Below are 23,507 nucleotides of genomic sequence, written 5' to 3' on the forward strand. Positions count from 1 at the left end.
ACCCAGCACATCGGGCAGCGTTCGGTAACTCATCTCCAGGAGGCCACTTGTGGCGCTGTGGCTGCTCGACCACCTGAGCACGTTCGCGCTGGCGCTGCTCATGGTCGGTGCGATCGTGCTCGTTGCCGTGGCGGGCAGCGCGCTCGCCCGCCGCCGGTCTCCCCGCCTGGCCGAGGGCGAGCACAACGAGATGGTCGGCGTCGTGCTGGGCATGTTCGGCGCGATCTACGGGATCATCCTCGCTTTCGTGGTCGTCACCCTGTGGACCCAGCTGGACCACACCCGGGCCGTGGTCTCGCAGGAAGCCACCGACATCTCCCCGGTCGTCCGCGACACCCGGTCCTTCCCGCCCGCGGAGCGGGCGCGGATCGACAGGGCGGTGAGCGACTACGTTCACGCCGTGGTCGAGGTGCAGTGGCCGAAGATGCGTGCCGGCCGGCCGAGTTTCGACATCACCTCCCAACAGGTCGGAGAGATGTACGACGCACTGCAGGCCTACGATCCGAAGACGGCGCGCGACCAGGCCTTCTACGAGCAAGCCGTCACGCGGCTCAACGACGCGGCCGCCATGCGGCGGGAACGGATCAACATCGCCACGATCGAGCTGCCGGTGCTGCTCCAGGTCCTGGTCTACGGCGGCGCGCTGGTCATCATCCTGCTGACCTCCCTCTACGGCCTGCGAAGCCTGAAGATGCAATTCCTCTTCGTGGCGAGCGTCGCCGGACTGATCGGCTTCAGCCTGCTCCTGGTCCTGGTCCTCGACCGGCCCTTCGTAGGCGATCTCACCGTGAGCCCCGAGCCGTTCAAGGAGTCGTCCTTGTCCCCGTTCTGGCCACAGGACCGGGCCGGCCCACCGTGACGCCGCGGTCACCGGTCCCCCGACCAGCCCCGGACGACCTCGCCTCCGCCCGTCCCCGCCACCGGCCGCGGTCGTGGCGCTGTCACCGAGCACGGCGCCCAACTGGACCTGTGCACGTTCGAAGCGGCCACAATTTTGGAAATGGGGCCGCGGACTGTTGCTTGCCGAGCACGGCTTCCGGATGGGCGAGCTGGCCAAACCTGGCCTGCCCGTCCTACGGCTGGATCCAGCCGAGCCCGCCGCGTCCCACGTGAAAGGGGTGCCGTCGTAGGGGTCGAGTCCGGCCCTGCGCAGGAACTCCAAGACGTCGTGCAGATCGCGGGCGCGTCCGAGGCCCACCCCGTCGACGCAGATGCGACCCCGGCCCGTCCGTGTCAGCGGGACCGGGCCCGCGGCGGGCATGGGTGTGCTCAGGCGGTCTTGCGCTTGCCCTGCTCATCGCAGGGCAGCTCTGAGACGGGGTGGTTGGTGGTGAAGTCGCGGATGGCCTGGCGTTCGGCTTCGGTGATCGCTGTGGGCTCGACGTTGATGATGCCGCCGAAGGGGCGGTCGACGTCCCGGATGATGCATAGGGCCGTGGTGAGCAGTGCGGTGATCACGATGAGCGTGATGAGCTGGCCGCGGTTGTCGCGGCGGGGCAGACTGATACCGAGGGCCACCACGGTGATGGCCAGGGTGGCGAGCAGGAACCACAGGATCGCGGAGGGAATGCTGGCGCTGGCCTGGGTGAGGCGCCGGAGGACATGGCGGTGGGAGTGACCCAGGCCATCGCCGTGAACGTGGCACCGGGCCGGTGCAGGCCGCAGTAAGGAGACCGAGTTCTGCGAGGAATGGGGCCAGAAGTACCCGGCAATCGTGCGGTTGTGGGAGAACGCCTGGGCCGAGTTCGTCCCGTTCCTGCGGTTCGACGCCGACCGCCGGATCGTCTGCACGACGAACGCGATCGAGTCCGTCAACGCGAGGATCCGCCGGGCGGTCCGCGCCCGCGGCCACTTCCCCTCCGAGCACGCCGCCCTGAAGTGCGTCTACCTCGCAGTGATGTCCCTCGACCCGACCGGAGCCGGCCGCAAACGCTGGACCACCCGCTGGAAGCGATCCCTCCAAGCCTTCGACATCGCCTTCGACGGACGCCTCATCAACTGACCTACAAACCAACCCAGTTAAACCCAAAACTTTACAGACCCGCGCCCAGCACGCGCATGGCTGGCGGCCATGGGCGTGCCTGTTCCCAGGGGCGCCGGGCCGGGGCCGGAGGCCCTGCCCGGGTGTCGCTCTGTGTCAGTCGATGGTTTCCTTGGCTTCCGCCGTCACCTGGGCGATGTCGGGGTAGGGCCGCGGGTAGGGCGTGCCGATGCCGAAGCCGGATGCCATGACGTCGGCGAAGGCAGCGGCGATGCGGATCTCGCCGTTGGGGTTGGGGTGGGTGCCGTCCCAGGTGTGCTTGGCGGCAACGAACTCGGCGGCCGTCTCCGCGATGTACAGCGGGGACTGTTCGGTGGAGAGTTCCTTGACCACGGTGCGCAGCCGTTCGTTGGCCCCGGCCACCTTCAGTGCGAACTCGGGTTCCTGGACGGCGCGGGTGGTCTCCAGGACGGTGCCGAAGGCGGCGGCGAGGCGAGCGTTGCCGCGGCGGGCGTTGGTGATGAACTCGCGCAGGTTCGTCTCGAACTTGGGCGGGTCGGCGTCGTACCAGACGAGGTCGTTGATGCCGAGGAGGACCAGCAGGTAGTCGGGCTTGTGTTCGGCGACCTTGGCCTCGATCTCCTCCTTCTCACTCACGTAGGGGCGGCCCCACTGGGCGTCGTGGTCGGTGTCGAACTCGGGATCGGCGTAGGTGTGGTCCCCGTCCCCGACTTCCTGGGTACGGATGTTGTCGAGGGTGTTCTTCGGGCCGACCAGGTCGAGCTCGACGTGCTGGGCGCGCAGGTGCTTCCAGAGGCGGTAGCGCCAGGTCCAGTCGCCGCTGCTGCCGTGGCTGATGGAGTCGCCGACGATCATGATCGGGATTTCGCGGCCGGAGCTCGGAGCGTCTGTCGGTGAGAGTTCGGACATCGGGGTGGCACCTCTTCGCGTGATGTTGGACAAGGGTGTGTCGCCTGTACAACTCCTGCGGTCACCGGGCGGCACGGGCTGTCCACCGGAAGAGGAATCTCTCCCAGCCTCACGGGACATGGGACCCTTTGGCAGCTCGGGCCGCCTGGCCGGCTTCGCGCAGCCGGTGCATTCGTGCGCCGCCGGGTGCGCCTGTGGCCGGTGGCGGATCCTGGGCAGGGTGGGGACGCGTGTGGCCGGTGGCGGCCGGAGTGATGCGCGAGGGGGGCGTGTGGTGGAAGAGCGTTTACAGAATCTGCTGTACCGGAATCCGGAGCTCTACGACCAGGTCTACGGTGGCAGTCACCACCAGGATGTCCTGCTGTGTGAGCGTGCCGTCGACCGCCATCTGGGCGGCATGCCGGCTTCGCTGCTGGATGTCGGCTGCGGTACGGGTGAGGACGTCGCCTACTTCACGGCCCGGGGTGTGGATGCGGTGGGCGTGGATCTGCAGCCGCGGATGCTGGAACACGCGGCCCGGAAGTTTCCTCACGCCGTGTTCATCGAGGCGGACATGCGCCACCTGCAGCTGGACCGCTGTTTTGAGGCGATCGTCAGCTTCGGGTACGCGGTCTCCAACCTCCACAGCGACCGTGACGTCACCGCCGCCCTGGACTCCCTGGCCCGGCACGCCCGTCCGGGAACACTGCTGCTCCTGGAGGCGCTCACCTTCCAGCCCGAGATGCCGGTCGCGCTCCCGACACGGTTCACCATCGAGACGGCCGCCCTGCACGCGACGGCGGAGGCCGACTACGAGGTCGATCCCGTCAGCCGCCTCCTGCACCGCCGACGTGTTTGGCGCGACGAGGCGGGGGAGCCTGCGGCGGAGGACTTCGCCCGCTTCAGGATGTTCTCGCCCGAGGAGGCCGGGCGCCTGCTGGGAGCGGCGGGCTTCGAACTTCTGGAACTCCATGACCGTCACTCCCCGGACGCCGAGGGCCTGTCCAGCGGGATCATGGTGACGACCAGCCGGTACACCGGCATCCGGTAACGACAGCGGGCCTGCCGGCTCGCCACGATGCATCGTCCGCACACGCACCAGAAGACCGGCTGAGCCCGGTGCCGGCCCGGTGCCGGCCCGGCGCCGCCCGTGGCCCGCCGCCGCCCAGCGTTGGCGTCTCCCGGGGGACTGGCCGCTCCCGCTCGCTCATGGTGGAGTCGGCCCTCCCCGTTCGGGTGGCCCCGGCGCGGCAGGGAATGCCTTTCACATGCAGGCACCCTGTGGACCTCTGACGGTAGGAGTCCGGGGTTGGTGCTGCGGCAGAAGGCTGAAGGGGCTGTTGCATGGGGTGGGGGCTTGTTCGTGTGTTAGGTGGTGCGGCGGTTTCCGTGGTCGTCGCAGGGCAGTTCGGCGGCTGGGTGGTTGGTGGTGAAGTCGCGGGTTGCCTGCCGTTCGGCCTCGCTGATCGCCGTCGGTTGCACGTCGATGATGCCGCCGTAGGGGCGGTCGACGTCCCGGATGATGCACAGTGCTGTGGTCAGCAGCGCGGTGATCACGACGAGGGTGATCAGTTGGCCGCGGTTGTTGCGGCGGGGCAGGCAGATGCCGAGCGCGATGACGGTGATGACCAGGGTGGCGAGCAGGAACCAGAGGATCGCGCTGGGGATGCTGGCGGTGGCCTGGGTGAGGCGCTCCTCGCGTTCTTCCGAGCGTTTGTTGTCCGCGGTCACCATCATGCCGAAGACCGGCTTGCCTTCCAGCTCACGGAAGACCCGGCGGAAGTCGGTGGACCAGACGCTGGGCGCCGGCGAGCCGTTGCCATCGGCCATGGCGGGCCATTCCTGGACGCGGACGGCGCGCGCGTAGCAGACGGCGTCCGCCTGAACCTCGGTCCGCTGCGCGGCGGGTGCGTATTCGGCGGACTCGACGAGCTGGTCGAGCGCGCGGGCCTCACCGCGGGATGCGGTCTCGGCCTTGCCGTAGGAGCCGTTGGCGGTGACCAGGACGAAGGCGAGCAGGAGCACGGTCAGCGTCAGCAAGGGCCCGACCAGGTCTTTCACCGCCATGCCGGTGTCGTCGTCCTCGGTCAGGAGCCGGGGGCGCAGGTAGCGGTTGGCGGCAAGGCCGGCGAGCAGGGCCAGTGCGGCGACGACGATGACGAGGGTCACGGGCGGATGCCTCCGAGGGGCGGCTTGGGGATTCCGGGTACGGGCAGGCGTCGCGATCATGGCTGGCCGGGTGAGGCGACCGGAACAGCGGAAACGTCTCGTCGCCCCCGCACGGGGGACACCCTTGCGCCAGCAGGAGCAGCCGCATCGGCGCTACGGCGGTACGGAGAGACCGGATCGTGTACGCCGTCGGGGAACGTGTCGTTTCGTACGGCGGGCCCGGGGGCAGCATCGCCCGGTGCAGAAAAAGATCTTCGCGAACCACGGTGACACAGCGGGCATGAGATCCGCCGGAGTGCTGGCCGACGAGCGGGTACCGGGTACCGGGTACCCGGCCCGCTCCGGCCGCTACCGCGGTGATGGTGGAGGCCGGACGTTGTCTGGGCAGGGCGGTGGAGTTCGCCCTCGGGATCCAGGCCGGTGACGGCGCCTGGTCTGTCCCCTCCGAGCCACGCATCCTGGAGAACGCCGTCGTGGCCGGCTCCCTGGCCGGGCTGGAGCGGGCGCGGCCCGCGCGGGAGAGGGCGCTGCGGTGGCTCGAAGGCGCCTGCCCGCAGCAGCACGACCCGTTCGCGGCCGCCGCCGACCAGTGGCTCGCCGCCCTGCACCGCACGCATGACCTCACGGCGTTCAGCCCGGGGGTTTCACCGGGAGGGCCACATGCCCGGCGGGCGCTGTACCTCGACACCCTGGGCTGTGCGGTCGGCGCCCCCGGGGCCGATCCGCACCGATTGCTCCGCCAGGCCAGAGCCGCGCTCGGGCCCGATCGCGGGCGGCGGATCAAACCGTGGCAGCGGGCCATGCTCCTCGCCTTCGAGGCCATCGCGGGTGTCGCTCTGGGCATGCCGCTGCCCCACCACACCCTTCAGGAGTGGGAGCGGGCGCAGTCACCGGACGGCTCGTTCTACGGGATGCCGCTGGTGACGGGGATGCTGCACCTCGCCCTGACCCGGACGGCCCCGGACCACCACATGACCAGGCGGTGCAGAGAGGGCTTGCTCGCGGCCCAACAACCCGACGGCACATGGCGGTTCCTCGTCAGTGACGTGTGGGACACCGGCCTGATGGTCCGCGCGCTGCGTGGGCACGCCCGCTTTGGCGCGGTCGCCCTCCCCGCCGCTCTGGACTTCCTCGCCTCGGCGCAGAAGCAGGACGGCGGCTGGGCCTGCGCGGCTGCGCTCGACTCCGACAACGACACCACCGGCAACACCCTGCTCGCACTGGCCGGAACCGACCGGGCGGACCAAACCCTCAATGCCGCCGCCCGCTACGCGCGCAGGCACCAGACACCCGAAGGCCTGTGGACCACCTGGCATTCCAGCGACGACACCCCGGCCCCCGACGTGGTCGCCCACATGGCCGCCGGCATCCGCGCGGCCGCGCTGCCCGGAGTCGACCTCGCCCCCGCCCGCCGCTGGCTGGCCTCACACGCCACCGTCGAAGGCTGGACCTCGGACTGGTACCTCCCGCCGGCCTACGGCGCCGCCGAAATCGGGCCGGCGCTCGCCCCGCACCCCGTCAGCCGCACCGCCACGCCGGGGCTCCTGGCCTCCCAGCGGGCCGACGGCGGCTGGTCCCGGATCCCGGGCGAGCCCTACTCCAGCCCGACGGCCACCGGCCTTGCCCTCACCGCCCTCACCTCCGGCGGACTCGGCCCGCAGGACACCGCCGTCGCGCGCGGGCTGCGCTTCCTCATCGACTCCCAGAACCCCGAAGGTAGCTGGACCGACCGCCCGGTCATGTACGGCCCCAGGCCCTTCCTCACCGTCACCACCACTCAGGTCCACGCCCTGGCCGCCCGCGGACTCCGTGACGCGCTGACCGCCGCCCCACACCGTGACGGAGCCCGCCCGTGACCTCACTCCCCGCCGCAGCGCCCGACGAGGACGCCACTCCGACCGAGGTGCGCGATTTCCATACAGCTCATCAGCCGGCAGCGTGCGTCTTCGACTTCGACGGCACGCTCGTCGACACCAGCACGATCAACATCGACGCCATCCGCGCGACCCTCACCGCTCTCGGACTGACCGTCCCCGAGCCGTGGCTGCGCGAGGCGCCCCTGGCCGACCTCACCGCCCTGCGCGACCGGCTCCGCATCGACCTGGGCCTGTCACTGCCCTGCACCGACCGGGAGTTCGTCGACCGGACCCGGTCCCACTGGCTCACCCGCACCCACCTCGCACAGCCGGTGCCCCGGGTGGCGGCCCTCGCCCGACACCTGGCCACGACCATTCCCGTGGCGGTGGCCTCGGCCAATGACGGGCAGGTCGTCCGCGCCGGCCTCACCGCCGTCGGACTCGCCGACCTCTTCGGCGTCATCGTCGCCCGCGAGCACGTCACCCGCCTCAAACCCGCCCCCGACGCCTACCTCCAGGCCACCGCGCAGCTCGACCTCCCACCCGGCCGGTGCCTCGCCTTCGAGAACACCGACGAAGGAATCGCCGCCGCTCTCACCGCCGGCATGCCCGTGATCGACGTCCGCCGCGCGAGCTGGACCATCCGCCTCCCCTGACCCGCGCCCATCGTGCCGGTCAGTGCCTGGCATCAGCGCTGGCGGAGCCCCGACCACACGTCTCTGGTCGGGGCTCTCGCGGACGGAGGGCCCGGTGGGCGTGCTGAAGGGGGGATCTGTCAGCGGCCGGAGTGGTCGATGACGTTGCCGTTGGAGCAGTTGTTGGCGTGGTCGCCGACCCAGTCGCCAAGGACGGGCACGACGGCGGCTTCCTGGAGGCAGACGGCGGGGGCGGTGAAGTTCCAGTTGTTCGCGGCGTTGAGGCCGCCGCCGAAGTCGGAGTCGTTGTCGGCGTGGGCCACGGGGGCGGCGAGGGACAGGGGACAGGGCGAGCACGGGCAGTACCGCGAGCATGATCTTCTTCATGGCCTGGGGAACGATCAAGACCCTGGAAGGATGCGGCAACACGCGGTCTCGTGGCGTGAACACAGGCGCACCCGGCCCGGGCCCTGGACACGGCTGCTCGGCGCCCTTCTTGAGAGACGTACGCAGGCACGTCCAAGCCGCAGCGAGCCCGGCCTTGCCGGGACATCTTCCGGGCATTCGGCTGGCTCTCTGCTGAGGTGGGGCCGCCCTGACCGGATGGCGCTCAGTCGTAGAGGAGAGAAGCAGAGGAGGTTGTCGCCTCTTGGCGGCCGGGCGTGGTGTACGCGAAGTTGAGCACGGTGCGCCGCAGCCCCGGACGCCGGAGCGGGGTGACGCGGTGGGCGGTGAGGTCGCTCCGCAGGAGGTAGCCGTCGGCCGGCCGGTGATGGATACGGCGGGCGCCGGGCGCGTCGAGGGCCGCGAGGTCGCTACGGCCGGGGTGGAATTCCAGGAGTCCGCCGTCGGTGTGGTGTGGCGGGGCCTCGAGGAAGAGGACCAGGGCGAGCGGGTAGTCGTCGGTGTGCGCGCCATGGGTGTCGCCGGGGCGGTGCAGGACGTTCAGGACGTGGCGTTCGACGGGGTCGTGGACGGCGACGACGGCCTCGCCCAGGAGCGAGGAGAGCAGCTGCAACATGTCCTGGTCCGCGTAGAGGCGCGTGATCACTGGAGATGTACGGGCGATCCGGTCTCCGCCGAGGGTGGTCATGTGCCGGGGGCTGTCGTCCATGCACGGCATGCGGAAGTCGCGCCGCACCGCGTCGGCCTCCAGCCTCCGCGCCTCCCATGAGAGGTCGGCGAGCCCGGCGGGGCTGATCAGCCCGGGCAGGGCGACGTAGCCATCGGCGGCGAACCGCCGGCGCAGATGCTCCCAGCTCGAGGGCGCGGGCAACGAGATCACGGCCGATGCATCCCTCAGACCCCCGCAGGACAAACCCGGCCTCGACCATCTGGACCTCCCCTTTCGGACACGGAGGCCAAGAGGAGCGGTGACCCGAGGTGGCAGGCTTTCGCCGCCCGCAACAGCTTCGACCCCGCCCGCCCCGTCCAGTGGGAGGTGGAGCCACTGGAACCGGACGAGCTCCAGCGCCCGCTCCTCGCCGCCGTCGCCCCGTACATCCACCGCGACGTCCTCGACCGCCAGGCGGCCCGCGAGGATCGACCATGTCAACAGCAACAAGTCCTGAACGCGGCGGAGGGCGCCAAGCTGAAACGCTTGGTCAAGCTCGATGTCCTCACCAAGGTTGACGCCGGCAGCTTCACCAGGAAGCAGTAGTCGACCGACCGCCACGACCAGCGCCCTGCCCCAGCCTCTCCCGGGAATGGACCTCAACCCGCGAATCGCCCTCTCAGCAAGGAGGAGTTCGACAAGAAGAGGGCCTCGGCCTTCGACAGGGCCGTGAGCGTCCTGCAGAACCACGGCGGTACCACGAGCTGACGCGGGAGCAGCCGGACTGGGGACTGGGGGAGGGGGCGGGCCCCGGGCCGCGCGTGGCCGGATGAGAGCATGACGGCTTGATCGTCACAGCTCGGAAGGGGAGTACATGAGTCGGGGGCCGATGACTTACGACGTCGAGTACAGCGGGTCCGCGACGCCGCTCGTCATGCGCAAGGTCGGGAACGGCGGGGAGAGCGGGATGGGTTGGCTCCGGCGCGACGCCTACGGGCCCGAGCACGACCAGCACGCGGAGACGCGCTCCTTCACCGTCCTGGCGGACGGCGGGATCCCGCTCGCGTTCGTACGCGCCGAGCAGTACGGCTCGCGCACGAGCGGCCAGCCGACCGCCTACCGCGTCCTGGACCACTCCGGAGCGTCCTTGGGGCGGATAACGTACAGGCGCCGCCCCGCGTTCCGGATCTGCCGGACCAGGTGGACCCTGGAGCCGGCGGCCGGCCCGGCCCTGCGCGGCTTCGCGGGCCGCCCGGTGTGGTGGGCCGTGTGGTGGCCCACGGGGATGCTGCTCAGGTGGATCTGCATCGTCATGGCCCTCCTCGCCGCCGACGACGGCGGCTTCCGCCCGCCCCGCCGGGTGACCTGGCGCGACGGCTCGGGCCGGGCCGCGCTCGTATTCCGCGGCATGGCCGAGGACTACCGGGTCTGGACCGGCGACCTGGACCCCCGCCTGATCACCGCGCTCGTGGCACTGCATCAGTCCTTCGACTGGCCCGAGGAAGCAGGCGCCTTCGGCTGGTACGGAGCCTGAGCGCCGGGGACAGCGTCCCGGAAGGCACGAACCTCCCACCCGGCCTTTCGACCGGACGAGACCTGCATCGTCCGTACGCGAAGCGGTGGGGAATCAGCGAATCAGCGGGCGTCTCTTCGCCCGGGGGACCTACGCTGTCGGCGCCCCGACCGTCGTCTTGAAGACACCTCCCATGCACCCCGCATCGGGTGCGCCGGCTTGCTCTGACACGGCCCGTTCCCCCGGTTGACCCCGCCGGAAGGTCCCCCGCCTGAGTCCTGACCAGCCGCTCTGGGCGCGGAGGGTGCAGTCGGCGCCGTGCGGCTGGGCTGCGGGCTGCGGGGAGCCGTGCACTTCGGGTCTGGTCCGGGCCGAAGCGTCATCTGTCGGCCCGGGGTGCGGTCGAGGAAGGGGAGCAGGCGGTCCCAGGGGCGCTGTAGGGCGGAGGGGTTGAAGGCATCGGTGCCGGCGATGGTGAAGCCGTATCTGGTGCCCGGGAAGCCCCCGAAGTTCCCGACCTTTACAGTTGCAGTGATCATGTTTAGTGCGAAGGGCGGGGTTGTGGTGACGAGCGGGGCAAGACGTCTGGCGGTATTGGGCGCGGCGGGTATGGCACTGGCGCTGACTGCGTGCGAGGGCGGGGCGAGCAGCTCGGGCAGCACCAAGCAGGGCACCGACGGTGAGCTGTTGGCCCAGTCCATCCAGCTGTTCAGGGACACACCGTCGGTACGGGTCACGGCCAAGGCCGCGGTCGCCATGGGGAGCGGAGTCGAGATATCCGTCGACCGTGACAAGAACTGCCGCGTCGACGCACAGGGCGGGTTCTTCCACGTCGCCGTCGAACGCGGCGGCCGCACCTGGATGAGCTGGAGCGACGACTACCTCCAGAGGGCGGCAACCAGCCCGGACGGTGAGCGGCTGGACAAGGAACTGCGCGGCAAATGGCTGGAGCTCGGCCAGGATGGCCGGATCCGCAAGAGCATGGTAGACCTGTGCGCCCTGACCGCCCTGCGCAGTGCCACGGACCAACTGGCAGAACCCCGCCAGAGCGCCACCCGTGAGCCCGAGACCACCGAGGACGGCGAGCGCCTCGTCCCCTTGCGCCGGGGTGAGGACGGCAATTCGGTGACCGCGTACGTCGACGCCGGCGAGAAGCCCTACCCGCGCAAGCTCGTCGTGGACGTAGCGACGTTCGCCCCCACGCCGGTCGAGTTCTGGCTCGGCGCCTACGGCGAGGCGGTCACCGTGGAACCGCCGGCCGCCTTGCAGACCGTCCGTTCGGCAGCCATCGAGGCACTGGCGGAGAAGAACCTCGCGGCCGGCCTGCCCGGTAGCTAGTGGAAGGTGGCTCGATGCGCATACGCACGGTGATCCGTCCCGCGGTGGCCGTCGCCATGGCGGGAGTCCTGCTGGCCGGGTGCGGCGCCTCCCGGCAGGAGGTGCTGGACATGTTCGGGCTGCAGCTGCCGGCCTGCGAGACCGAGAACCTGCGCTACTCGGTGGCGGAACTGGATGATGTCCCAGGTGACGGGGGCGACGGGCTGCTGACAGCGGGGACAGCGGTCGAGAGTGGTGCCGTTGTATGCGAAGTACGGGCTGAGCTGTAGGGGCTCGGCGGGCCGGTCCTGGTCAACCGCCACTTGGCGGTGCTTCTTGCGCCAGGCTTGGGCGGTGCGCTCGCGTTGCTGCCGCAACTCCTGCCAGCGATGCGGGAACGGTGCGCCGAGCAGGTGCGCTCGCCAGCTCTGCGGCTGAGCGGAGTCGTTGTTGCGGGTCGCGTATCGTCCTGATCTGTGCCGACGGCTGAGTTACGGGGCCTGCCGTTCGGAAGCCGGAAGGCCCCGTGGCGGCATCGGTTCGGCACCCGTGTCCGCCTGTACAAAGGATTCCGCATGTCCCGCATACGCCTGCTCGCCGTCCCCGTCCTGACCGCCGCGCTGGGCACGCTCATGATTCAGCCCGTCGCGGCCGCCCCGGCCGCGGCCATTACCAAGGCGGAGTACGCCAAGGTCAAGCTCGGCGGCAGTATCACCGCCCTGCACACCGCCGCGGGCAAGGGCGCCTGCAAGCTGGTCTTTACCCACCGCGAGGACGGGCACGTCTCCAAGTCCTACGACTGCAAGGGCGACAAGCCCGACAGCATGGGCTCCTTCAACTTCACCGACGGCAGGCTCGGGATGAAGTCGTACCGGGGCCTGGATGGCCTCACGTCCAACGGCAAGATGACCAAAGCCAAGTTCGACAAGACCAAGAAGCGCCAGACCCTCGCCCAGCTGACCGCTGTCACGGGCAAGGGCGTGTGCGTTCTCGTCAGCGGGTTCGAGATCAAGAGCTACAAGGAAGACACCTACATCTGCACTCAGAGCAGCAGCTCCGGCCAGGCGAAGTTCAGGATGAAGAACGGCGAGCTCTCCACGCGGAGCCAGTACCGCCTCATGTGACCGAACCGCGTCCCAGGGCGCGCCTGTGCCCGGGGACGCGCACCGCGGGTGGGGTCGGTTGCTATTGGCCAGAGGTCGCGAACATGCCTGAACAGCTCCTCGGCCAGATGCTGGCCAAGGTCGGAGCTGGACTCACCCGGCCACGCGCCAGTCAGTGACGCCTCGCGGGTGCTGCTACTTCGCATGAACATTCACGGGCATCAAGATCCGCAACTGCTGCCCAAACCGGCGGACAAACGCTGCCCCTAGAAGTGAACCAAGCCACTGGAAGAACTCACAACCCGCCTGAACACCCCCTACGGCCACGAGGTACTCGGCAGTCCCACCCCGACAGCACGGACGACCGCTACCCGTCTGAGCAGCAGCGGCCTGACCACATAGACACCGCCGGGGCCAACGCATTTCAGCGTTGGCCCCGGCGGCATGTAGGCGTGTCCTAGACCACGACCCCAGCCCCGAGTCCGCCGGCGCCGATGGCGCCCCGCAGGACGTGGACGATCTCCTCGGGCTTGAGGTCGATGCTGTCGAGCCCCTCCACGGTCAGCGGGATCTCTTCCAGTGTGTATTCGCCGCGTCCCTCGGCGCTGAACTCGGGTCCGGTGCGGTCTTCGAAGGACCATGTCGCGATGCGGGCGAGGTAGAAGAGGTGACGCTCCTTGTCGGACTCCATGGTGTGGAGGAGGCGGATGATGTCGGCCTTCCCTGCGATCTCCTCGTGGATCTCGCGGTGGAGGGCGGCCTCCCGGGACTCGTCGCTGGCCTCGACCCCGCCGCCGGGCAGCACCCAGTACTCGGGGACGTCCGGCTTGGTGCGGCGGATGACCAGCATCGTGTCGTCCGCGGTGACGAGGACGGCTCGGACTCGTTCGATCATTTCGCTTTGTCTCCTTGCTTGTTGACGTCTTAGTGCAGCAGCCTGCCGCCGTCGACGTGGACGGATTGCCCAGTGATGAACGACGCGGAGGGGCCGACGAGGAATGCGACCAGGGCCGCGACGTCTTCGGGGCGTCCGCGTCGCGGGACGCACTGGCGGTTGATCTGGTCCTCCGGACGGGCCCGGTGCTGGGCGGGTATGACGGTCTCGGCGTCGACCTGGATGGCGGCGGGCAGGACCGTGTTCACGCAGATGCCGTGCGGGCCGAGTTCGCGAGCAAGGGAACGGGACAGGCCCAGGAGGCCTGCCTTGGCCGTGCTGTAGGCGACGAGGTTGGTGCGGCGGGCGCGGGCGTTGACGCTGCCGATGTTCACGATCCGGCCCCAGCGGCGTTCGATCATGCCGGGGGTCAGGGCGTAGCAGGTGCGGTAGTGGGCGGTGAGGTTCACGTCGAGGGAGTAGTTCCAGGCGGCTTCGTCGGTGTCCTGCCAGGGGACGCGGGGGTAGGAGCCGGCGTTGTTGACGAGGATGTCGACGGGGCCGATCTCGGCGCGGACGAGGTCGGCCCTGGTTTGCACGGCGGTGGGGTCGGTCAGGTCGGCGTTCACTGCGATGCCGGGGCTGCCGTCGCGCTCGAGGGCGGCGAGGAGGGCGCGGGCGTCGGGGTCCTGGCCGAGGTGGTTGACGGCGACGGTGGCTCCGGCGGCCGCGAGGGCCCGTCCGATCTCGGCGCCGATGCCGGTGGACCTGCCGGTGACTCCCGCCACACCCGGCCGTCCGCCGCCTGTCCTCCGTTCTGGACGCGGGCCCCACTGGGCCGTCGGTCAGTGTTTGCGTGCGCCCTGGTCGGGTCACGTCGGCGCGTCGACGGTGGTCGTCGGGGCGAGCACGACCAAGCCGACAACGACGTCGCCGCACCAGAGTGCCATTGCTGACCGGCGCGCAGGCCCGCGCGGTCCCGGTTGGGCTCCGCGAGGCGATGGGCGACGTCCGGCGCACGGTCGGGGTGCTCGCCCACCGGGTCGGTGGCGCGCACGCCGCCCCGTCTGGCTCGCTCTCTCGCACCCTTCGTGGCAAACGTACGGGGCGGGTGAGTTCGGGATCAGCCGCGCGCAGGCCACCGGTTCCTCGAAGTCGCCCGCGGTCTGGGCGCAATCCAGGCCGCGGTCACCGCCGGCACCTTGGTTCCCGCACGCGAGACAACCGCCCCGGGCGCTGCCGGCGGCGCGCTGGACTGCGGGCTCTCCCAGCGGGACCTGATCTGCGTCGTCGCCCGAAGCGGTGACATCACGGGACTGATCACCGGCCGCCGCGCCGCGCTCACCCGCGATGGCGCCCAGGTCCTCGACGGTGCGCTGCGTGGTCCACCGGGCCGTCCGCGAAACTCCACTGGAACCGCCGGATCCTTCGCCGGCGGACCCGGGATCCGCCGAGCTGCGCCGGGTTGTCGACGATCTGACGGCCAACGCACTCATGACGGGTGAGCTGTTCCTCGAAGTCGCCCCGGCCTACCTCTCCGACACCGCCGCCGCCGACGTCCTGGGGCCGCTTGCGACGTGATCGGCGAGGGCCTCGGCATGGGCCTCGCCGTTCACCGCTATGCCTTCACGGGAGACTGCCGCGCTCTGCACGGCACCGTCCTGTAGCCGGAAATATGGGGGGAAGGGTGGGGGGAAGTATCGGGGGAGGGGTGGGGGGAAGGGGCCGGGGAGGTATGGGGGGAAGGTGTACGGGCGGCGGGTGTGCATTTTGCCTGCTGAGGGCCTGTTTTCCGGCTGGTGAGTGTCCGGACTCTCTTGTGTGGGTGTGTGGGTGTGAGGGTTGGTTCGGGAGTGGGTGGCTGGGTCTGCGGGGGTGCAGGCCTGGGCGGCGAGCTGGCTGTATGTGGCTTTCGGCGTATGTGTGGGTGGGGGGTTAATCGTCTGGGCGGTCGGGGTTTTGGGGTGGGCGGGCTCTTGGGCGGTGACACGGCTCGCTGGTGGGGCTGGCGGTTGCTTGAACGAGGTCTGGGGTCGGGCTTTGATGGGCGGGCACTGTGGGGATGTGCGCTGAGCTGGTGACTCGTCTCGTCAGAGGTCGACGCGAGTGCCCGCCGGGTTCCCCGCGGACGCCATCGCACCGCGGCAGGGGTGCCACCGGGAACGGTTAGGGTGCGTCGGGAACGTGATCGCGCACCCGTGGGGGATGGAATGACAGTGCACCGGCCCGGACTGCCGCAGGACCTGCCCGCGCCGGGGGTCCTGTGGGCCCGGTGGAGCGCGGTCGCCGTGCTGGAGGCGACGACCGAGGCGGAGCAGAAGCCGCCGGTCCACCGCACGGGCTGCTGGATCGACGACCGTGGGCTGCACCTCGACGACTGCGGCTGCACCTGGTGGACGCTGAAGCCGCTGGGCGGGGACCGGTTCGTGCTCTTCGGTGAGGACGAGTCCAGCGGGGTCAAGTGGCACGAGCCGCCGGTCGACATGCTGGCCGGGTCTCCGCACTGGCTCCCCCACGACGAGCTCCGTGAGCTGATCGCGGGGAACGAGCTGGGGTGCGTGTACTGGTCCGAGAACGGGTCCTGGGCACGGGCTCCGTACCCGGCGGACCTCGATGACGACGGTCTCGACTGCGGGTTGAGCCGTTTCGTCAACGAGGACGAGCTGCTACGGGAACTCGACGGCGGGGCGGTCCTCGGGGAGGGCCTCGCGGAGCTGGTGCGCCGCGCCGAGCGGTACGAGCTGACGCCGGAGCTGCTGGAGACCCTCGTCCGCGATACGGGCGGCGAGCCCGCTGACCTGCCGGCCATGCTGCGCGCCCTGCGGCGCTCGGGCCTGTCTCACGGGAGCCCGCAGCCGGCCGCGTGACGTCGGGGGCTTCCCCCGGCGAAGGGGAGTCGGTGAGCGCTTGCCGATCACGGTCACGGCGGGCGGAGAGCGTGATGAGGTGCTGCAGAGCGCCCGCCGTCAGAGCACCGACCAGGGTGCCCGGCACGGCGATTATCGCAATTGCCACAAGATCCCCCTCTGCTGGCGTTCGGGCGTGTTCCACGGCTCCGAACGAAGGGTTCGACCATTCCGCCCCAGCAACTCAAGGCCAACTATCGATCAACACTCTGGCCAGGTTGGCATCAACGAAGGACCGTGACCTGCTGCGTTTCGCGGACAAGGGTGGCCGCCTACCCCTCAACGTCACAACCGGCTCCTCAAGGGGGCTTGCCGGGCCCCCTTGACCGGGGGCCCGCTCGATGGCGGCCGCGGCTGTGCCCCCTTGACCAGCCCCGCCCACGCGGGCGTGGGCGCCGTGTCTCCCCTTGACACGCCCTGCTGACCTTGATCCTTAACATTGCGACTATCCAGACCTTGCGAGGGTCAAATTCAGGGGCGTGATCCTAGGGGGCCTCAGATCCGCGAGTGCTTAGCGCCATGTCGCCCACCTCGCCCAGGGCCAGGTTGAAGTACACCCACCAGCTGCTCGGAACCCTTCGCCCACTTGAGCAGCGCAGCGAGCTGCTCCTCAAGGGTGTCTGGTACCGGCCGTGTGTACAGCAGCTTCTCCAGCTCCGCCCCGATCAACCTGACCCTCCGCCCGCCGACCCAGTCGTTGCAGCAGGGCTCTCACGTGCCGGAGAGCCAGACGCCCGGAATCCTGATCTATCCGCTCGGGATGCCGAGATGCGGTAGAGAGGTTGGCCGGTCCATGCCTGCTCGGCCGGGGCGAGGTTCGGCCGTGATCATCGCCCCGGTCTATTGCGTCAGCGGAGTGACAGCCAGGTGCTGGCGTAGATCACGAGGGTGCCGCCGATGGCGGCTGCTGCTCCTCTGACGAGGTGGATGCCGGCCTTCTTGCGAATCCGGCGTACAACCTTCGGCATGCCTCGCAGGTCAGAGTCCCCGAAGGTTCCAGCAGGCAGCAGTCGAGCAGGTTGTACAGGGGGATGTGTGAAGGGGTTCAGAACGGCGATGACCGTCATCGGTGCGGCGGTCGCACTCGGGATCGTGGGGACCGCCGTGGCTCCGGAAGCTGCCATCGCCGCGCCGGCCGCGCGGGCGGCTGTCGTCGCGGGCGCGGTGCCGGATGCCTGGGTGGAGGTGTCCAACGGCACCCATTTCCGGGTGATGGTGGGCGACCACAACGTCGCGCCGACGCGGGTGGACGTGCGGCCCGTGGGCAGTGACGTGGTCGTCGCCACGCTGGACAAGTTCTGGTACGAATCCGACACGGTCGGCTCCGAGGAGCCGGACATCGGCTGGTACGAGGCCCACGACGAGCTTCGGCTCGACGGGATGGGCGACTACGAGCTGGACGTGTACGTGCCCTCGGACGGCGGCGGCGTTGCCGGCCGCAAGGGTGCGGGCCGGTTCACCTACGCCCTCGATCCGAAGCTCGACGTGGCTTCCGATCAGAAGCAGTTCTCCCTCGACGACCTCGACGCGACCGCCACCGGATCGGTGACCGCCGTGCACCCGCGGACCGGAGAACGCGGTCCGCTGGCCGGCGCCCTCGTCAGCGTCCAGCTCGGGTGGGGCCGATCGGACGTGGTCTCCGACAGCGAAGGCAAGTTCACGACGCTGGTCGCCGCGCAGGGCAAGGAGTCCTCGCTGAGCCTCAGCGCACGCCTGGAAGAGGGCGTCCAGACTCCCTCGGCCGCACAGCCCGTGCGGATCCGGCCCCAGCAAGCGGCGTTGACACTGAGCGGGCCGTCGAAGGGACTGATCGTGCGGTACGGGGCCGAGGCCTCCTTCCGAGGCGCCATCACCCGCGTGACGGACGACGGCCGGACCGTGGCGGCGGCAGGCCGAACCGCGATCGCCGAACCCCTGAAGCCCGGAGGGCTGTCGGCGAGTTCGGTATCCGGAGCCGACGGTACGTTCGCCGTCGGCCCCAGGGTCACCGCCGCCGGGTCCTGGAAGGTGTCCGGTCAGGACCCGTGGCTGATTAAGACTCCCGCGCACACCGCGACCGTCGTCAAGGTCACCCACACCACCGATGTCGTCGAGGAGAAGGTCCTCTCCACCGACCGGTACCGGAAGATGACCATCTCGGGGAAGATCGTCGTTGACGGCGTGACCACACAGAAGGCGCCCGTCGAGATCCAGGCCAAGGCCGGGGACGGCCGGTGGGTCACTCAGAAAACTCTGACCGTTGACTACAACAAGACCTTCACCACCACCGTGGAGGTCTTTGCGGAGTTTCCCTCGAGCCCTTGGCGGATCTACAACCCCGGGACGCAGAACATCGGCCCGAGCACCGGCGCCGATCTCCAGCCCGGACGCCTGCAAACCCGCTTCGAGCTCGTACGGGTGGGTCCCAAGCCGGTGTGCATGGGGGAGACCATGTTCGTCGCAGGGACCCTGAAGGCCTATGGACCCAGCGGCTATTCCCACAACTATCCGGGGCGAAAGGTCCGCTACTACTTCAAGCCCACCGTTGGGACGGTCTGGAAAGAAATGGGCAGCTCCATCACCCGGGCCGACGGAACGTTCGGCGCGAAGTTCAAGGCCGTGAGCGACGGGACCTGGCGCGTACGCCACATCGACACCGACGCCCAGCACTTCGCTTCCACCAGCCACACGGTCTACCTGGACGTCAGGGGAGGGACTGCACCATGCGCAGCAAAGTGAAGACCGCCTTCCTCGGCGGCGTGTTCGTCCTGGTGGCGGGCGGGGTGGGGTTCGCGGGTTACGAGATGCTGGGCGGGGACTCGGACGCCGCGCAGCTGAACGCGTCCGGGTCCGGGGAGATTACGGCCGAGGAGGTCGAGCGGACATCGCGGGACTTCCTGGCGGCGTGGGCCCGCGGGGACGCGGACGCGGCGGGGACGCTGACCGACCACCCTGCGGCGGCCGCGGAGGCGCTGCGCGGCTTCCGGGAGACCGGGCACGTGGAGAACGCCGTGGTCACGCCGGGCGCGGCGAGCGGCGCCACGGTGCCGTACACGGTGAAGGCGACCATCAATTTCGAGGGGCACGAGAAGGAGCTGGCGTACGCCTCGGAGCTGACCGTGGTGCGGGGCAAGAGCAGTGGGCGGGCGCTGGTGGACTGGCGGCCTGCGGTGCTGCACCCGAAGCTGATCGAGGGCGCGACCCTGCGGACCGGTAAGGCGAAGAGGGACTCGATCCAGGCGATGGACCGCGAGGGCCGGGAGCTGACCGCCGAGAAGTACCCGTCGCTGGCCCCCGTGCTGGACACCCTGCGCACCCGGTACGCGGACGGGGCCGCGGGCGAGCCCGGCGTCGAGACCTGGATCGAGCCTGCCGACGCCGACGCGCCGAACCAGACGCTGCTCACCCTGGTCAAGGGAAAGACGAAGAAGGTCCAGACGACGCTGGACGCCGACGTACAGGCGGCCGCCGAGCGGGCGGTGAAGAAGTACGACCGGGCCTCGGTGGTCGCCGTCCGGCCCAGCACCGGCGAGATCAGCGCGGTCGCCAACAGCCCGGTCGGCGGGTTCAATGTGGCGATGGAGGGGGCGCAGGCCCCCGGCTCCACGATGAAGGTCGTGACCGCGGCGATGATGCTGGAGCACGGACTGGTCGGCGGACCGACCTCCCCGGTCGAGTGTCCGAAGGAGGTGACCTGGTCGGGCACGACCTTCCACAACAACAAGAACTTCTTCATCGAGAACGGCACCTTCCGGGACAGCTTCCGCCGCTCCTGCAACACCTTCTTCATGAAGGCGCTGGGCCCGCTGAACGCCAAGGGCGTGGAGGACACCGCCCTGAGCCAGACGGCCCGCAAGTATTTCGGCCTGGGCGGGGTGTGGTCCATCGGGATCGTCTCCACCGACGCGCGCATCCCGGTCTCGAAGGGCCCCGAGACGGCCGCCTCCTACATCGGCCAGGGCAAGGTCACCATGAACGCCCTCAGCGTCGCCTCCCTCTCGGCGACCGTGAAAAACGGTGCGTTCCGCCAGCCGGTGATCGTGCCCAGGGAGATGATCAAGGGCAAGTTGACCACCGCCCAGCCGCTGCCCGGGAACATGGCCGCCACCCTGCGCAGCGTGATGGGCGCCGCCGCGACCGACGGTACCGCCGCCAAGGCGATGTCCGCGGTCAGCGGCGACAAGGGAGCCAAGACCGGGTCGGCCGAGGTCGATGGGCAGAGCGACTCCAACAGCTGGTTCACCGGCTACGCGGACGACCTGGCCGCCGGCTCGGTCGTCCAGTCCGGCGGCTACGGCAGCGGGCCGGCGGGCGACGTCGTCGCGACCGTGCTGAACGCACGGTAGGGCGGAGACGGTCCGGCCGACAGCACGGAGACGGCCGGACGGGCCGAGGCGCACGATACGGCGGGAGGCTGTCGACGCCGTGGTGTGACTGCGCAGGTTGGTTGATTGTGATCTTCGGTCGACGTCGCCTTTTTCGAGGACTCGCACGACGCCTGCGCTCGCACGATCCTCCAGTCCGGACTGCTCCTGGTCCGCGGGATTATCGAGCGCCGCGGCAGCAGGCGCACCGTCGTCGGTGAGAGGGCCTGGAACCTGGAAGACGTCGCGCTCGCACGCCGTGACCACGGTCCCCAGGCCGCCCTCGACCTCCTCGGCCGCACCACACCCGCACCCACCCCAGCCCAGAATCCCAGCCCGCGCCCCGGCCGAACCCTGCTCGACGGAACCGCGGGGGCTCGCACCCACGCGTTCGCTGATCTCCAGCCCGCGGGGACCAGGTCGGCAGATCTGCGGCGTCTCGGGCACCGGAGCCCGGGATCGGCGGAGGTGATCGCGATGACCACCACGGCCCGGAGCATCCTCCACATCCACCTGCACGGCCGCACCCCCGCCGACACCGACCGGTACGAGCAGGTCCTCGCCCTGCTGCGCGACATCACCCCGGCCGTACAGGCGCTGCCGCCCGATGCCGTCGTCATCGACATCACCGGCGCCCGCCGCTACTTCGACCAGAGCACCGAAGGCCTCGCCCACCTCGTCCGCCTCCGCATCACCGCGCACACGGGACTCCACACCACGATCGGAACCGGCCCCAACCGAACCCAGTGGGTTCGACGATTCCCGGATGGCTCCACCAGGGAACCCGTCGCTCGATGTGCGTTGCGGCCCTTGGAGGGCGGCAGGTTCGGCGGAGGCAGTTTCTGCCGGGCGATCAGTCAGAGGGGGTGGTGGACATGAAGCAGCCGGTGTTCTTCCACATCCGGCTCCTCCGTAGTGACGGCGGCCGCGGGCTGCCCGAGCTTATGGAGGTCCTCCGCCGGTTCACCCCGGTCGCTCAAGCGTTGCCGCCTTCGGCCGCGATCGCGCAGATGTCCGGCGCTCTTCGTCTGTTCGCCGTGGACCCCGTGGGCCTCGCGAACCGGCTCCGTCTTCAGGTTCTCGCGCTGTACGGGCTCGGCATGTCGGTGGGGGTCGGCCCGTCGTGGTCGGTGGCGGCCATGGCGTCCGCCCGTGCCGGGGAGAGGGGGCTGCTGCTGGTCATGCCGTCCGAGACCAGCTCGTTCCTCAGGCCGCTGCCCATCGAGGACCTCTACGGGATCCAGCGCACCGCGGCGGCGCAAATCCGGACGCTCGGGGTCAACACCATCGGGCAGCTCGCGGATCTGCCCGCCGTCACGGCAGCGCGGGTTCTCGGCAGGCCCGGGCCGGCTCTGCTGGAGCAGGCGCGGGGAATCGACCGCCGTGCCGTCGCCCCCGGGCGGGGGCCGCTGTCGGTCAGCCTCCGGGCAGACTTCCCCGGCGACGTCCTCGACGGGCCGCAGGTACGCGCCACCGCGCTTCGGCTCACCACGGAGCTCGGGGCACTCCTGCGCTCACGCGGACAGGCCGCGCGTACCGTCACCGTGACCGTCCGCATGGCCGACCGGAGTGAACTGGCGAAGACCCGGACCCTGCCGATGGCCTCCGCTCACACCGATGACGTGCGCCGGGTGGTGTACGAGGTGCTGGACGGTTTCGGGCTGCAGCGTGCCCGGATCCGCCGGATCGCCCTGACGGCCCAGACCGTCGACGGCGCGCAGGCGCCGACGCAGTTGACCTTTGATCCCGTCCGTGAAGCGCGTGTGCGTGCTGAGCCGGTCATCGACGCCCTCAACCGCCGCTACGGGCCGGGTACGGTCGGCCCGGCGGCCGCCATCACGGCGGCCTGAGGATCAGCTTTGTGACCTTCGACGATGGAAGTCAAGCCGTCGAGAAGTGCCTTGAGACCGAATTCGAAGAGCGCGTCGAGACGCAGGTCATAGCCGTCCCCGAAGGCTCCGACCACCTTGGTGAAGGTCGGGAAGCGGCCGGATTCCACCAGGTCCCGGAGGGCGGGGGCACGGCTGTCCATCCACTGGTCCTCCGACTGACCCGTGGCGGCTTCGGCGTGCGCTTCCATCTCCAGGTGCACCGCCAGGCCCTGGACATGGCTGTAGAGCAGGACGTGGATGTCGAACAGCGTCGTGGGGTCGAGACCGTGGCCGTCGAGGGCGCCCAGCATCCACTCGCCGTGGACCATCAGATTGGGCACGAGCAACGGGCGCGTGAGGGAGCCGAGCTGGGCCAGCCAGGGGTGCTTCCGGTACAGGCTCCACAGAGTCCGGGCTCCCAGCTCGATGCGGGTACGCCAGCCCTCGGGGGCGTCCGCGCCGTAGGACTCCTCGCCGAACGCGGCGTCGGCCATGTGCAGGACGAGGTCTTCCTTGCTCGGGACGTACCGGTAGGTGGACATCGCCGCGACGCCGAGCCGGGCCGCGACGCCGCGCATGGAGAGCGCCGAGAGCCCTTCGGCGTCGGCGATCTCGATGGCGGTACGGACGATCCGGTCGAGGCTCAGCTCCTGCTCGGTGTCCGGGGCGGGTGACGGGCGCCTGCGGGCCGGCGCGGCGACGGCGGTTCCGGCGACGACCGTGCCGATCCGGGGCCGGGCCTCGACGAGTCCCTCCAGACGCAGGGTGGTCAGGGCCTTGGTGGCGGTGGCGAGTGCGACGCCCCATTCCCGGGCGATCTGCCGGGTCGAGGGAACTCGGTCCCCGGGGGCGAGTTCACCGTCCGCGATGCGCTGCCGGATCCCGGCGACGATGCGCAGATAGGGCGGATCACTGGCTGGGCCTGTGGTCTTCGTCACGTCCTGCCACCTTCCTCTCTTGTACTAGTGCAGAGGGT

General features: G+C 70.0%; 23 protein-coding genes and 2 pseudogenes. 17 read left to right on the forward strand and 8 right to left on the reverse strand.

All coding sequences use genetic code 11. The annotated features are described in order from the left end of the window. Window positions 1–49: 49 nt before the first annotated feature. A complete protein-coding gene (locus OG247_RS42085) occupies window positions 50–859 on the forward strand; it encodes a bestrophin-like domain (protein ID WP_327257237.1) in 810 nt (269 codons plus the stop codon). Between the two features lie 410 nt (window positions 860–1,269). On the opposite strand, the gene OG247_RS45025 is transcribed toward OG247_RS42085, so the two are convergent. After that, window positions 1,270–1,713 (reverse strand): bestrophin-like domain, encoded by a 444-nt coding sequence (locus tag OG247_RS45025; RefSeq protein WP_442813694.1) that lies wholly within the window; start codon window positions 1,711–1,713, stop codon window positions 1,270–1,272. On the opposite strand from OG247_RS45025, the pseudogene OG247_RS42095 reads away from it, so the two are divergent. Further along, window positions 1,655–2,002: pseudogene (locus OG247_RS42095) on the forward strand (transposase); the annotation flags it as partial. The gene OG247_RS45025 and the pseudogene OG247_RS42095 overlap by 59 nt on opposite strands. A 135-nt stretch (window positions 2,003–2,137) precedes the next feature. Here OG247_RS42095 and OG247_RS42100 read toward each other — a convergent pair. Continuing rightward, window positions 2,138–2,911: a GDSL-type esterase/lipase family protein gene (locus tag OG247_RS42100; RefSeq protein ID WP_327257239.1), complete on the reverse strand. Its 774-nt coding sequence runs from the start codon at window positions 2,909–2,911 to the stop codon at window positions 2,138–2,140. Window positions 2,912–3,185: 274 nt separating this feature from the next. Here OG247_RS42100 and OG247_RS42105 point away from each other — a divergent pair, with 274 nt between their 5' ends. After that, the gene (locus tag OG247_RS42105) at window positions 3,186–3,941 is read left to right on the forward strand and encodes a class I SAM-dependent methyltransferase (RefSeq protein ID WP_327257240.1); all 756 of its coding nucleotides are present in this window, start codon (window positions 3,186–3,188) and stop codon (window positions 3,939–3,941) included. A gap of 317 nt (window positions 3,942–4,258) precedes the next feature. Here OG247_RS42105 and OG247_RS42110 read toward each other — a convergent pair whose 3' ends face one another. Beyond that, a complete protein-coding gene (locus tag OG247_RS42110; RefSeq protein WP_327257241.1) occupies window positions 4,259–5,059 on the reverse strand; it encodes a bestrophin-like domain in 801 nt (266 codons plus the stop codon). Between the two features lie 362 nt (window positions 5,060–5,421). Between OG247_RS42110 and OG247_RS42115 the strand changes: the two genes are divergently transcribed. Next, the gene (locus OG247_RS42115; RefSeq protein WP_327257242.1) at window positions 5,422–6,915 is read left to right on the forward strand and encodes a prenyltransferase/squalene oxidase repeat-containing protein; all 1,494 of its coding nucleotides are present in this window, start codon (window positions 5,422–5,424) and stop codon (window positions 6,913–6,915) included. Then, window positions 6,912–7,571, forward strand: a complete 660-nt coding sequence (locus OG247_RS42120; protein WP_327257243.1) for an HAD family hydrolase — start codon at window positions 6,912–6,914, stop codon at window positions 7,569–7,571. Before OG247_RS42115 ends, OG247_RS42120 begins: the two co-directional genes overlap by 4 nt. 119 nt (window positions 7,572–7,690) lie before the next feature. Here OG247_RS42120 and OG247_RS42125 read toward each other — a convergent pair whose 3' ends face one another. Together OG247_RS42125 and OG247_RS42130 are read right to left on the reverse strand one after the other, a co-directional pair. Then, window positions 7,691–7,873 carry a hypothetical protein gene (locus OG247_RS42125; protein ID WP_442813554.1) on the reverse strand — a complete coding sequence of 61 codons (183 nt, stop codon included), beginning with the start codon at window positions 7,871–7,873 and terminating at the stop codon, window positions 7,691–7,693. Between the two features lie 287 nt (window positions 7,874–8,160). After that, entirely contained in the window at window positions 8,161–8,835 is a 675-nt protein-coding gene (locus OG247_RS42130; protein WP_327257244.1) for a HalD/BesD family halogenase, read from the reverse strand. Window positions 8,836–8,991: 156 nt separating this feature from the next. Between OG247_RS42130 and OG247_RS42135 the strand changes: the two genes are divergently transcribed. The 5 genes from OG247_RS42135 (at window position 8,992) to OG247_RS42160 (ending at window position 12,558) form a co-directional block, all read left to right on the forward strand. Further along, window positions 8,992–9,210 carry a hypothetical protein gene (locus OG247_RS42135; protein WP_327257245.1) on the forward strand — a complete coding sequence of 73 codons (219 nt, stop codon included), beginning with the start codon at window positions 8,992–8,994 and terminating at the stop codon, window positions 9,208–9,210. A 283-nt stretch (window positions 9,211–9,493) separates the two neighbouring features. Next, a complete protein-coding gene (locus OG247_RS42140) occupies window positions 9,494–10,138 on the forward strand; it encodes a hypothetical protein (RefSeq protein WP_327257246.1) in 645 nt (214 codons plus the stop codon). 588 nt (window positions 10,139–10,726) lie between these two features. Further along, the gene (locus OG247_RS42150) at window positions 10,727–11,455 is read left to right on the forward strand and encodes a hypothetical protein (RefSeq protein WP_327257247.1); all 729 of its coding nucleotides are present in this window, start codon (window positions 10,727–10,729) and stop codon (window positions 11,453–11,455) included. Between the two features lie 14 nt (window positions 11,456–11,469). Beyond that, window positions 11,470–11,724: a hypothetical protein gene (locus OG247_RS42155; RefSeq protein WP_327257248.1), complete on the forward strand. Its 255-nt coding sequence runs from the start codon at window positions 11,470–11,472 to the stop codon at window positions 11,722–11,724. Between the two features lie 285 nt (window positions 11,725–12,009). Next, window positions 12,010–12,558, forward strand: coding sequence for a hypothetical protein (locus tag OG247_RS42160; RefSeq protein WP_327257249.1), 549 nt, complete (start codon window positions 12,010–12,012; stop codon window positions 12,556–12,558). A 436-nt stretch (window positions 12,559–12,994) separates the two neighbouring features. Here the strand turns inward: OG247_RS42160 and OG247_RS42165 are convergent, their stop codons facing one another. Next, on the reverse strand, window positions 12,995–13,432 hold the full coding sequence (locus OG247_RS42165; protein WP_327257250.1) for an NUDIX hydrolase: 438 nt from the start codon (window positions 13,430–13,432) through the stop codon (window positions 12,995–12,997). A gap of 29 nt (window positions 13,433–13,461) precedes the next feature. After that, window positions 13,462–14,199 (reverse strand): SDR family NAD(P)-dependent oxidoreductase, encoded by a 738-nt coding sequence (locus OG247_RS42170; protein WP_327257251.1) that lies wholly within the window; start codon window positions 14,197–14,199, stop codon window positions 13,462–13,464. A 562-nt stretch (window positions 14,200–14,761) separates the two neighbouring features. On the opposite strand from OG247_RS42170, the gene OG247_RS42175 reads away from it, so the two are divergent. The 7 genes and pseudogenes from OG247_RS42175 (at window position 14,762) to OG247_RS42205 (ending at window position 22,510) form a co-directional block, all read left to right on the forward strand. Beyond that, window positions 14,762–14,992: a hypothetical protein gene (locus OG247_RS42175; RefSeq protein WP_327257252.1), complete on the forward strand. Its 231-nt coding sequence runs from the start codon at window positions 14,762–14,764 to the stop codon at window positions 14,990–14,992. Between the two features lie 629 nt (window positions 14,993–15,621). Next, window positions 15,622–16,278 carry a hypothetical protein gene (locus OG247_RS42180; RefSeq protein WP_327257253.1) on the forward strand — a complete coding sequence of 219 codons (657 nt, stop codon included), beginning with the start codon at window positions 15,622–15,624 and terminating at the stop codon, window positions 16,276–16,278. A 1,095-nt stretch (window positions 16,279–17,373) separates the two neighbouring features. Next, window positions 17,374–19,035 carry a hypothetical protein gene (locus OG247_RS42185; protein WP_327257254.1) on the forward strand — a complete coding sequence of 554 codons (1,662 nt, stop codon included), beginning with the start codon at window positions 17,374–17,376 and terminating at the stop codon, window positions 19,033–19,035. After that, on the forward strand, window positions 19,020–20,642 hold the full coding sequence (locus tag OG247_RS42190; protein WP_327257255.1) for a penicillin-binding transpeptidase domain-containing protein: 1,623 nt from the start codon (window positions 19,020–19,022) through the stop codon (window positions 20,640–20,642). The genes OG247_RS42185 and OG247_RS42190 overlap by 16 nt, the downstream gene beginning before the upstream one ends. 117 nt (window positions 20,643–20,759) lie before the next feature. Continuing rightward, a pseudogene (locus OG247_RS42195) lies at window positions 20,760–21,125 on the forward strand (DNA polymerase III subunit alpha); the annotation flags it as partial. 12 nt (window positions 21,126–21,137) lie between these two features. Beyond that, window positions 21,138–21,539: a Y-family DNA polymerase gene (locus tag OG247_RS42200; RefSeq protein WP_327257256.1), complete on the forward strand. Its 402-nt coding sequence runs from the start codon at window positions 21,138–21,140 to the stop codon at window positions 21,537–21,539. Then, on the forward strand, window positions 21,536–22,510 hold the full coding sequence (locus tag OG247_RS42205; protein WP_327257257.1) for a DinB/UmuC family translesion DNA polymerase: 975 nt from the start codon (window positions 21,536–21,538) through the stop codon (window positions 22,508–22,510). The genes OG247_RS42200 and OG247_RS42205 overlap by 4 nt, the downstream gene beginning before the upstream one ends. Here OG247_RS42205 and OG247_RS42210 read toward each other — a convergent pair. Next, the gene (locus tag OG247_RS42210; protein WP_327257258.1) at window positions 22,462–23,469 is read right to left on the reverse strand and encodes a TetR/AcrR family transcriptional regulator C-terminal domain-containing protein; all 1,008 of its coding nucleotides are present in this window, start codon (window positions 23,467–23,469) and stop codon (window positions 22,462–22,464) included. The two genes, OG247_RS42205 and OG247_RS42210, sit on opposite strands and share 49 nt — an antisense overlap. Window positions 23,470–23,507: the final 38 nt, after the last annotated feature.

The sequence above is a fragment of the Streptomyces sp. NBC_01244 genome (assembly GCF_035987325.1).
GTDB lineage: Bacteria > Actinomycetota > Actinomycetes > Streptomycetales > Streptomycetaceae > Streptomyces.